The sequence below is a fragment of the Arthrobacter sp. Cr_A7 genome (assembly GCF_029222765.1).
Classification (GTDB): domain Bacteria; phylum Actinomycetota; class Actinomycetes; order Actinomycetales; family Micrococcaceae; genus Arthrobacter.
On sequence record NZ_JARHXQ010000212.1, the window covers coordinates 1 to 7,184 of the forward strand.

Genomic DNA, 7,184 nt, shown 5'->3' on the forward strand with positions numbered 1-7,184 from the left:
GCATCGACGATGACCGCCGGATCTGACCCGGTACTGAATGGTGTCCTGATGCGCTGACAGCGGAAGCCGCAGACGGACCGGTGGCCAGCCGCCGCCCAGAGCAGACAACGCCGGGAGCTACTTGGAGGCTCCCGGCGTCGCTGTGCTTGCAGACATTGAAAACGCTGGTGCAGCCGTGCCGAAGCGGCGACTGCACCAGCCAGTAGGACGAATATCTTCAGAACTTATTGTTCATCTCTCATTCGCGGCTCCTGTTTCCCGGCTTACGGATTCCGGGCCCCTCGCCGGCCCTGCTCTCCGCTGAGCGGCCAGCCACAATCCCGATGCACCCTTTCCAGATGCCGGCGCTTACAGTAAGTCCAATTTTACGGCGGACCTATCAAAAAAGCTCCGTGACAGTTGGCCTTAACTGAGTTTCAAGGCGGGTTCGGAGCCTGTCGCTTCCGGGCAGGCCGGTCCGGGCGTGACACCATGGAACACGATGAAACTGCGCGCTGATCAGACCGGAGACCGTGGCCTTCCCATGCCCCTATGGCTGCAGGGTGCCCTCGAAACGGCCCAGGCAGCGTTCATTTCCGCCCTGGTGGTGATGGTTCCGATCATTGCCGTCTGGGCCACCGCCGGCTTCCAGAACGCGCAGTTCGACGTCCTCGCGCGGCTGGCCGGCCAGTCCTGGCTGCTCGTTCACGGGGTGCCGTTGGAGCTCACCGCCGCAGGATCCGGCGCAGCCGCCCAGGCGGACGGTAAATTCCTGACGCTCATACCGCTGGGCCTGACACTGATCCCGTTCCTCCTGGCCTGGCGCGCCGGACGGCGTCTGGCGCGCGCCTCGTATACTGACCAGCTCTGGCAAGCCCTGCTGGGATCGTGGGTGGTGTATGCAGCCTTTGGCGCGGCCACCGGTTTCATCTGCCGCACCGCTGACGTCGCGATCAACTTGGGATACGCCCTGCTGGTTCCCCTGATTCCCTACGCCCTGGGAATGGTGGTCGGTGCCCGCCGCGAGGCCGGGTCCTGGAGCCGGCTCATCGGCGTCGACGCCGTGGACTGGATTTCGCGGACCAGCCAGCACTCACGCTGGGCGGGCTCCTACCTTGCGTCGGCGGCGAAGGCAGGTTTTGTGGCCATCGTGTCTGCCCTTGCGCTTGCCTCGGCGCTGCTGGCGGTGGACCTGTTCATCCACTGGAACCTTGTGGTTGCCGTTTATGAAGCGCTCGACGCCGGCGCTGTCGGAGGTGCCGCCCTCACCGTTGCACAGCTCGGCTACCTGCCCAACCTGGTGGTCTTCGCCCTCGCCTGGATATCGGGCTCGGGCTTTGCCGTGGGCGTCGGTTCCCAGGTGGGTCCGCTGGGCACCGCCGTCGGGCCGCTGCCCTCCATTCCCGTGCTGGCGGCGATCCCCAGCGGGCCGCTGGACTACGCCTTCGTTGCCCTGGTGGTCCCCGTGCTGGCCGGTGTTTTGGCCGGCTGGTGGTTCCTGCGCGAAGGCGAGAACCACTTCGACGAATGGCTGTCCATTAAGATCCGGGCACGCTGGTTCACGGCCACGGCATCCACCCTGGTGCTGGGGGCGCTGACTGGACTGGCCGCGGGACTGCTGACCGTAGCGCTCGCGTGGCTGGCCGGGGGCTCAGCCGGCATTGGACGCCTGACGGCCATTGGTCCTGACCCCTTCTGGACGGGAGTCTGGGTGGCGGCGGAGGTGGGTGCCGGCGTCGTTATCGGTTACGCGGCCGGCCCATGGCTGGAGCGCGAGCGGGCTGTCAACGTAGAGGACGCGGCGGACCTGGTCCGCTAAATTGCTGCGGCGTTTCCCCTGCTGTCCTACGGGAGCTGGGTGGGCAGTGAACGTTCCAGCTGCACCCGGCATGCGGACTGGGCCTGGTCCGTGAGGGCCCGGCCAACGCATTCCTGGTAGGTGCGCACTTCGTCGAAGAACACCGCCGTCACCACAATCAGCAGCACCAGGATCGCGGAGACCACCAAGCCCGAGATGGTGCCGATGAGGACCAGCCTGGACTCCTTCAAGCGTGCCGAGCGGACCAGCAGGAGTACGCCCAAGACCAGGCTGGCGACGGTGAGGATGGTTGTCAGCCAGAGGTAGTTGACGTCGAGCTGGTAGACGAAGAACGCGCCAAGAACCGAAACGACGAACATCCGGAACAGGGTGTGGGTCCGGGCGAGCGAGGCTTTCGCTGCTTCGCTGAGCGGAGGTTTGGTCCGCTGCTGCTGCGCCGGTTCCGGGGTGCTGTTCATGTTTTCCAGCCTACGCGAGCGTGCCCATAAGCTAGACCAATGCGCATCGTAGTCCTCGTTTCCGGAACCGGGTCCAACCTCCAGGCAGTCATCGACGCGGTCAAGGCAGGGGAGCTCGACGTCGAGATCGCTGCCGTGGGCGCGGACCGCGAGGGGACGTACGGCGTCGAGCGTTCCTCCGAAGCCGGGCTGGAGACGTTCGTGGTCAACTTCAACTCGTTCCCCACCCGGGACGAATGGGATGCCGCGCTTACCGCCCGGGTGGCCTCCTACGCCCCGGACGTGGTGGTCTCCTCGGGCTTTATGCGGATCGTCAGCGCAGACTTCATCGACACCTTCCATGGCCGGTACCTCAACACCCACCCGGCGTTGCTCCCCGCCTTCCCGGGAGCCCACGGCGTGCGGGATGCCATGGCGTATGGGGTGAAGGTCACAGGCTGCACGGTGCACTGGGCCGACGCCGGTGTGGACACCGGACCCATCATCGCCCAGGAAGCCGTCACCATCGAGGACGGCGACACCGAGGAAACCCTCCACGAACGCATCAAGGTGGTGGAACGCCGGCTGCTGGTATCCACCCTGGCAAACCTCGCCGCCAGCCCTGCCTCCTAGCCTCCCAACTAAGTAGCGCTAACTGCCGTTTTGACCCCATAAAACGTCAGTTAGCGCTACCTAGTTGGGCAGACGGGGGCCTACCTGTGGATAACCGCCGTAGCGTTGGCTCTCGGCTGTAACGATGGGCTCATGAAGGTTCCAGCCCCTCTTCCCGAACCCTTGGCTTCGCTGCCTTTCACTCTGCAGGAAGCGGCCGACGCCGGCATCAGCCAGCGGAGGCTCCGTCACCAAGGGCTGCAGCGGCCCAGCCGCGGAGTCCGGGTGCCGGAGGCGACCGATACCTCCGACCTTGGGCCACAGATCCGCCCGTACACCCTGGTGACGGATCTTGCTGCCGCCTCCCACGCCTCCGCATTCCTGTTGTGGCAGTTTCCTGGATACATGCCGGGAACAGACGTCCCGCTGCTCCACGTCTCCCGCCCTGACTCCGTGGCGATCATGCGCCGGCCCGGCGTGAAGGGGCATCGAGGCCAGTTCTTTGCGGATGAAATCACTACACTGCATGGGCTGCTGATCACAACCCGGGCCAGGACATGGCTCGACTGCTCCCGGTTGATGAGCATCAATGAGCTGACAGTTGTGGCTGATCACCTCCTGCGTATCCCGCGGCGGGACTTGGAGGGCCGCTCGGACCCCTTCGCAACCCTTGAGGTTCTGGAGGACATGCTGGACCGGCACAAAGGCACGCCGGGCATCAGGAAAGCCCGGCTCGCTCTGGAGCAGGCAAAAGTCGGCTCGGACTCTGCGCCCGAAACGCGTCTGCGGCTTGCCATAAGGGACAGCGGACTGCCCGAACCGGAACTGAACGTACCTACCGCCTTGAGGCCCGGCGTCGTACGCCAACCTGACATGAGCTACCCGCAACAGAAGGTGGCTGTGGAGTACGACGGTGAGGTGCACTCGGACCCCGGCCGAATCGTGCGGGACATAACCCGCGAGGAGGACTACTGCCGCGCAGGCTGGTTGCTGGTCCGCATCTCAAAGCTGCATATGGAAAACGATGCGCGGACGGCCGTGGGCAAGGTGCGGCAGGCCCTACTTTCCCGGGGCTGGTTCCCAACTAGGTAGCGCGAAGTGTCGTAATGGGGCTCCAAAACGACAGTTGGCGCTACCTAGTTGGGAAGGGGCGGGGGCTACTCGAGGCGGCGCTGTTTGGTTTCGGGGGAGAAGAACGCCATCCACAGGACCGCCAGCAGGACCAGTCCGCCGGCCAGGGCGAAGGACGTGGCCAGGCCCAGTTCCGGCCAGAAGTAGTTCGCGAAGATGAGCGGGCCGAATCCTGCACCCAGCCGCGAGAAGGTGGACGCCCAGCCGAAGCCGGTGCCCCGCAGCTCGGTGGGGTAGAGCTCGGACACGTAGGCGTAGAGCACCGGGATGGCCACCTGGACCACGAAGCCGAACACCAGCAGCCAGAACACCGCGGCCGTGGGGATGTCCACCACGAATGCGACGATCACCAGGGTCAGCGCGGACAGGGGACCGGTGATGGCCAGGATCCATTTGCGGCCCACCCGCTCCACCAGGAGGGCGGCCACGATCACGCCGAGCAGTCCGACGGCGGCCATGGACGCGGTGGTGACGAATGCCTTGTACTCGGCGAACCCGGCGCCGATCAGGATGCGCGGCATCCACGTCAGTGACAGGTAGTAGACCAGCAGGATGCTGAAGAACAGGGCCCAGGCCGCGGCCGTGATCTTCCAGTTGAACTGCCACACGGAACGCAACTGGGTCCAGGCGCTGCCGGCCGAAAGGCGCGGCACGTCCTGAGCGTCGGGCAGGCTGTACGCGCGTGCTTCCGCTCCTGTGGCGGCCACCAGGCCGTCAATCACCTTGGCCGCTTCCTCACGCCGGCCCTTGCGGATCAGGAACAGTGGAGACTCCGGCACGCTCCGCCGGACCCAGAACACCAGCAGTGCGGGCAGCACCATCACCAGCATGGTCAGCCGCCAGTCGCCGTACAGGGCAACCAGGCCGGCAGAGACGAAACCTGCCAGCGCAGCGCCAATGGGCCACCAGCCGTCCATCGCAGTGAGGACCTTGCCGCGTTGCTTCCGGGGCGTGAATTCACCCACCAGCGCATAGTCCACCGGAATGCACCCGCCCAGGCCGAAACCGGCCATGAACCGGAACACGCAGAACCACATGAAGTCGGGGGAGAAGGCCCCGAAGACGGTGAAGAGGGAAAATATCAGCAGCGTGGCGGTGAACGCCTTTTTGCGTCCGATGGTGTCGGCGATGGTTCCCCAGACGAAGGCGCCAAGGGCCATCCCGATGAGGTTGGAGGTGCCCACCCACGCCACCTCGCCCGGAGTCAACGCCCAGTGGGTGGAGAGCAGCGGGATGAGGATGCCGTTCAGCGTCACATCCCAGGCATCGAACATAAAGCCCAGGCCGCCGATCAGAAAGATCCGGCCCTGGACTTTCCATCGCCATGGCAGTTCCTGGACCACCTGTTCGCCGCTCGGCACAGTGGTGTAAGTATTCATCGCAGCCTCCTGTGAAAAACTCTAGCCCCGCCCACCGGCGTTCACACTCCGGCTGACACGCGGGGCAACCTGCGCTTCGCGATAAACTGGCCCTATCCCCACCAACCGCGGCACTGTTCCGCGATATAAGACGGAGACATTTGTGAGCTTCACGCAGCATGAGCGCGTATCCATTGACCGTGTTCCCATCCGCCGGGCGCTGATCTCGGTTTACGACAAGACCGGTCTGGAGGAGCTCGCCCAGGGCCTGCACTCAGCTGGGGTCAAGCTGGTGTCCACCGGCTCCACGGCCAAGAAGATCGCCGCCGCCGGCATCCCCGTCCAGGAGGTCGAGGAAGTCACCGGTTCGCCGGAGATGCTGGACGGCCGCGTCAAGACCCTGCATCCGCGGGTCCACGGCGGCATCCTGGCCGACCGCCGCGTGGCGGCGCACATGGAAACGCTCACCAGCATGGAGATTGAACCCTTCGACCTGGTGGTGGTGAACCTCTACCCGTTCGTTGAGACTGTGAAGTCCGGCGCCGCGCAGGACGACGTGGTGGAACAGATCGACATTGGAGGCCCCGCCATGGTGCGGTCGGCCGCGAAGAACCACGCCGCCGTCGCCATTGTGGTGGACCCCTCCTTCTACGCCCAGGTAGTGGAAGCGGCCGCAGCAGGCGGCTTCGACCTGAAGACCCGCCGCCGCCTCGCGGCAAAAGCCTTCGCGCACACGGCGTCCTACGACAATGCCGTGGCCACCTGGACTGCCAGCCAGTTCCTTGATGAGGACGGCGACGGCGTCATCGACTGGCCTGCCTACGCCGGCGTTTCGCTCGAGCGCTCGGAGGTCCTGCGCTACGGCGAGAACCCGCACCAGCAGGCCGCACTGTACGTGGACAAGGCAGCACCCGTGGGCATTGCACAGGCTGACCAGCTGCACGGCAAGGCCATGAGCTACAACAACTTCGTGGACGCCGACGCCGCACTGCGGGCCGCCTACGACTTCAATGAACCCGCAGTGGCCATCATCAAGCACGCCAACCCGTGTGGCGTAGCGGTAGGGTCCGCGGACGCGGCCGACCCCATCGCCGACGCACACGCCAAGGCGCACGCGTGCGATCCTGTCTCTGCCTTCGGCGGCGTCATCGCAGCCAACCGCACCGTGACCGCCGGGATGGCGAACACCGTCAAGGACATCTTCACCGAGGTGGTCATCGCGCCCGGCTTCGAGCCGGAAGCCGTGGAGATCCTCTCGAAGAAGAAGAACATCCGACTGCTCGCGCTCCCCGAGGGCTACGGCCGCTACCCGGCGGAAATGCGCCAGGTCTCCGGCGGCATGCTGGTCCAGGTCAGCGACAAGGTGGACGCCGACGGCGACAACCCCGCCAACTGGACCCTGGCCGCAGGTGAAGCCGCTGACGAAAAGACCCTCGCGGACCTGGCCTTCGCCTGGACCGCCTGCCGCGCAGCAAAGTCCAACGCCATCCTCCTCGCCGCTGACGGTGCCGCCGTCGGCATCGGCATGGGCCAGGTCAACCGCCTGGATTCCTGCCGCCTTGCCGTGGAGCGGGCCAACACGCTCGGCGTGAAGGTGGAGTCCGACGTCGAAGGGGCAGGCGGTGCCTCCAACACCGATGCGAGCGGTGCGCCGCAGCGGGCCCGCGGCGCTGTTGCTGCCTCCGACGCCTTCTTCCCGTTCGCTGACGGCCTGCAGATCCTCATCGACGCCGGTGTCCGCGCCGTAGTGCAGCCCGGCGGTTCCGTGCGGGACGAGGAAGTGATCGCGGCCGCGAACGCCGCCGGCGTGACGATGTACTTCACCGGCTCCCGCCACTTCTTCCACTA

General features: G+C 65.7%; 6 protein-coding genes. 4 read left to right on the forward strand and 2 right to left on the reverse strand.

Going from position 1 to position 7,184, the window contains the following annotated elements; all coding sequences use genetic code 11:
- The first annotated feature begins 481 nt into the window (after positions 1-481).
- Complete coding sequence (locus tag P2Q66_RS12510) at positions 482-1,798, forward strand: DUF6350 family protein (protein ID WP_275728471.1); 1,317 nt, start codon at positions 482-484, stop codon at positions 1,796-1,798.
- A 26-nt stretch (positions 1,799-1,824) separates the two neighbouring features.
- Here P2Q66_RS12510 and P2Q66_RS12515 read toward each other — a convergent pair whose 3' ends face one another.
- Positions 1,825-2,256, reverse strand: coding sequence for a hypothetical protein (locus P2Q66_RS12515; RefSeq protein WP_275728473.1), 432 nt, complete (start codon positions 2,254-2,256; stop codon positions 1,825-1,827).
- Positions 2,257-2,295: 39 nt separating this feature from the next.
- Here P2Q66_RS12515 and purN point away from each other — a divergent pair, with 39 nt between their 5' ends.
- Positions 2,296-2,868, forward strand: a complete 573-nt coding sequence (gene purN, locus P2Q66_RS12520) for a phosphoribosylglycinamide formyltransferase (protein WP_115524425.1) — start codon at positions 2,296-2,298, stop codon at positions 2,866-2,868.
- Between the two features lie 132 nt (positions 2,869-3,000).
- Positions 3,001-3,939: a hypothetical protein gene (locus P2Q66_RS12525; RefSeq protein WP_275728476.1), complete on the forward strand. Its 939-nt coding sequence runs from the start codon at positions 3,001-3,003 to the stop codon at positions 3,937-3,939.
- Between the two features lie 65 nt (positions 3,940-4,004).
- Here P2Q66_RS12525 and P2Q66_RS12530 read toward each other — a convergent pair whose 3' ends face one another.
- Positions 4,005-5,357 carry an MFS transporter gene (locus P2Q66_RS12530; protein WP_115524423.1) on the reverse strand — a complete coding sequence of 451 codons (1,353 nt, stop codon included), beginning with the start codon at positions 5,355-5,357 and terminating at the stop codon, positions 4,005-4,007.
- 142 nt (positions 5,358-5,499) lie between these two features.
- Between P2Q66_RS12530 and purH the strand changes: the two genes are divergently transcribed.
- The coding region (gene purH, locus P2Q66_RS12535) for a bifunctional phosphoribosylaminoimidazolecarboxamide formyltransferase/IMP cyclohydrolase (RefSeq protein ID WP_275728478.1) at positions 5,500-7,184 on the forward strand (1,685 nt) is incomplete at its 3' end.

What these genes read in the sequence shown, in the direction of transcription:
- P2Q66_RS12525 (WP_275728476.1), top strand. Translation starts at nt 3,001, where the DNA reads ATGAAGGTTCCAGCCCCTCTTCCCGAACCCTTGGCTTCGCTGCCTTTC.
- P2Q66_RS12510 (WP_275728471.1), top strand. Translation starts at nt 482, where the DNA reads ATGAAACTGCGCGCTGATCAGACCGGAGACCGTGGCCTTCCCATGCCC.
- P2Q66_RS12530 (WP_115524423.1), bottom strand. Translation starts at nt 5,357, where the DNA reads ATGAATACTTACACCACTGTGCCGAGCGGCGAACAGGTGGTCCAGGAA.
- purN (WP_115524425.1), top strand. Translation starts at nt 2,296, where the DNA reads ATGCGCATCGTAGTCCTCGTTTCCGGAACCGGGTCCAACCTCCAGGCA.
- P2Q66_RS12515 (WP_275728473.1), bottom strand. Translation starts at nt 2,256, where the DNA reads ATGAACAGCACCCCGGAACCGGCGCAGCAGCAGCGGACCAAACCTCCG.